At 69.6% G+C, this 2,605-nt stretch carries 4 protein-coding genes; 1 reads left to right on the forward strand and 3 read right to left on the reverse strand.

Translation table 11 applies throughout. The features are described from left to right. The 3 genes from ACOADB_RS28035 to ACOADB_RS28045 form a co-directional block, all read right to left on the reverse strand. A partial coding sequence (locus tag ACOADB_RS28035; RefSeq protein WP_378606914.1) for a TetR family transcriptional regulator occupies positions 1-402 on the reverse strand: 402 nt, incomplete at its 3' end. A 64-nt stretch (positions 403-466) separates the two neighbouring features. Then, a complete protein-coding gene (locus tag ACOADB_RS28040) occupies positions 467-1,051 on the reverse strand; it encodes a YqgE/AlgH family protein (RefSeq protein ID WP_378606917.1) in 585 nt (194 codons plus the stop codon). A 126-nt stretch (positions 1,052-1,177) separates the two neighbouring features. After that, positions 1,178-1,726 carry a hypothetical protein gene (locus tag ACOADB_RS28045; RefSeq protein ID WP_378606920.1) on the reverse strand — a complete coding sequence of 183 codons (549 nt, stop codon included), beginning with the start codon at positions 1,724-1,726 and terminating at the stop codon, positions 1,178-1,180. A 182-nt stretch (positions 1,727-1,908) separates the two neighbouring features. Between ACOADB_RS28045 and ACOADB_RS28050 the strand changes: the two genes are divergently transcribed. Then, the gene (locus tag ACOADB_RS28050; protein WP_378606923.1) at positions 1,909-2,598 is read left to right on the forward strand and encodes a TetR/AcrR family transcriptional regulator; all 690 of its coding nucleotides are present in this window, start codon (positions 1,909-1,911) and stop codon (positions 2,596-2,598) included. Positions 2,599-2,605 lie beyond the last annotated feature (7 nt).

A 2,605-nucleotide genomic window follows, 5' to 3' on the forward strand; every position in this document is an offset into this window, starting at 1 on the left:
CGCGGCCTGGGCCGCGGCGTAGAGGGCGACCTCGCGGGTGAACAGCGCGTCGGCCCGCGCCTTGAGTGCGGGGTCGTTGATGACCGTCGAGTCGGTCAACGCGATGCCGAACTCCTCGCTGTCGGCGACGAACCGGCCGATCATGTCGTCCATCGCGACGCGGATCCGCGCGGCGTCGCGCGACGCGACCGCTCCCTCGACGTCGACCTCGCCCAGGATCTCCTCCCACGCGTCGAGCGACCGGCTGCCGATCTCCCGGAGCAGGTCCTCGCGGGTGGCGAAGTGGCGGTGCACCGTCGCCCGGCCGACGCCGGCGGCGGCGGCGATCTGGGCCATGGATGCGGCGGGTTCAGTGGTGAGCAGGCGCTGGGCTGCGGCCAGCACGGTGTCGCGGGTCGACATTCGAATCTCCTTCGTGAGACATCACTGTCTCACATGAGACACAAATGTCTCAACTCGAAGAAGGTCAGTTCAGCTCGGGGTCGATCGGACGCGTCGCATGGAAGGCCAGGTCACCGGGCTGGCGGCGCAGCACCTGGCGCCACAGGTTCCGGGTCTCCTCGCCGAACACGTCATCGACCTCGCCGGGGACGACGTACCAGCTGCCCTCGGCCACCTCGGCCTCGAGCTGGCCCACGCCCCAGCCGGAGTAGCCGGCGAAGATCCGTAGCCGGTCGACCGTGCCCGCGACGAGCTCGCGCGGGGTGTCGAGGTCGAGCAGGCCGACCCGCCCCCAGCAAGGCCGGAACCCGGCGGCGTCCTCGCCACCGGGAAGGGCGAGCGCCACGGCGATCGCGCCGTCGGTCGAGACCGGGCCGCCCTGGAAGAGCACCTCGGGTTCCTCGACGACGTCACCCCACTCCCCCAGGACCTCGGAGACGGGCAGGACGGTGGGTCGGTTGAGCACGACACCCAGGGCGCCGTCGTCGTTCACGTCGAGCAGCAGTACGACGGTGTCGACGAAGTTGGGATCGAGCAGGCCGGGAGTCGCGAGCAGCAACCGCCCGGCAGCCAGACCACTGGTGGAGGTGGGATGGGCGTCGCTCGACATGGCCCCATCATCGCCCACCCGGGAGCTCTGGGCCGAGAAGCGTCAGTGGAGACGTTTCAGCCCCGGACCCGACGCGGTTGGGAGGGAGGGTGCGTCAGGTCCGGGGCTGAACTCAGGGGGTCGCGATCAGGCAGCGACCACAGCGCGCAGGCGCGCAACGAGCGTGCCGCGCGGCGCTTCGGGCTCCGCGTACTGGACGTCCGCGGGGATCATCGGGATGCCGCGGTGCAGCAGGCGGGCCCGCTCCTCGATCTCGGAACCGACGCGACGGGCGGTCTCGTCCGCGATGGACGTCCGGCCCGCGTTGACGGCCAGGAGCTGCTGCTCCTTGAACGCGGCGGCGGCCATGGCCGTGGCCATCGCGTCGTCGGTCGGGTTCGCGGTGTAGTGGTCGATGATCAACCGGACGCCGGCGAGCTCGTGGGCAGCGTTGCTCCACGCGATCGCGACGGCCTCGTCGAGATCCATCGGCTGGTGGGACAGCATCCGGTCGATCTGACCCGACAGGCGCGTGTGCCACTTGAGGGTGAGGGCGCCGAGCAGGTCGAGCTCGTCACGGAAGCCCGTGGAGACGCCTTCGACGTCCATGGGCAGCAGGCCGTCACGACGGACGGCCGAAGTCGCGATCACGGAGCGGAGGGTTTCGCCACGTGAGTGAAAGGCCTTCCAGGTCATGGTCAGCTCCTTTGTCTTCTTCTAGCGGTTCCGGACACCGGAGGTGCCCGACATACCACCGGTACGTACTACGAGTATGGCCCAGACCGGCGGTATGCCCAATGGCACGACACCGTGATCCCGAACACCCGGGCAAGTGACCGCTGTCACCCCTGACCTGCGGTGATGCCTATGCTGGGCCCGTGGCGAAGTCGGTTTCCAAGTTGGTCCCCAAGGTCCCGGGCGGGTCCCTGCGGGCGTCGTACTCCGCCTCGACGAAGCGCGCACTGGTCGACGTCGCCGAGGCGCTCTTCGCCGAGAAGGGGTACGCCGGCACCTCGCTGGACGCCATCGTGAGCGGTGCGCGGGTCACCAAGGGCGCGCTCTACCACCACTTCTCCGGCAAGCAGGCGCTGTTCGAGTCCGTCTTCGAGCGGGTCGAGCAGGAGTCCTCCAAGCGCATCCAGAAGGCACTGCGCAGCGAACGCGACCCGTGGCTCAAGGCGCTGCTCGGCCTGCGGTCCTTCCTCGATGTCGTGCAGGAAGGAACCTACCGCCGCATCGTCATCCAGGACGGCCCGGCCGTGCTGGGCTACGAGCGGTACCGCGAGCAGGAGGAGCGCTCGACCTTCGCCAACATCGTGGAGATCCTGCGCGCCACCCTCGACGCCGGCAAGTGGGAGCTCGACGAGGAGATGGTGCAGACGTTCGCACGGATCTTCTTCGGCGCGATGTCGTCCGCCGGGGAGACCGTGGCCACCGCGACCGACCCGGAGGCGGCGGCCGCGCGCGTCGAGACGGCGATCGGCTTCCTGCTGGCGGGCGTCCAGAGTCTCGTCGACCAGGGCGTCGACATGCCGAGCGCCTTCACCGTCGACGACGAAGAGGCCTGACGAGGAG

Origin of the sequence: Nocardioides sp. CPCC 206348, from assembly GCF_048654705.1 — a bacterium.
In the GTDB taxonomy this organism is placed as follows: Bacteria; Actinomycetota; Actinomycetes; order Propionibacteriales; family Nocardioidaceae; genus Nocardioides.

What these genes read in the sequence shown, in the direction of transcription:
- ACOADB_RS28040 (WP_378606917.1), bottom strand. Translation starts at nt 1,051, where the DNA reads ATGTCGAGCGACGCCCATCCCACCTCCACCAGTGGTCTGGCTGCCGGG.
- ACOADB_RS28045 (WP_378606920.1), bottom strand. Translation starts at nt 1,726, where the DNA reads ATGACCTGGAAGGCCTTTCACTCACGTGGCGAAACCCTCCGCTCCGTG.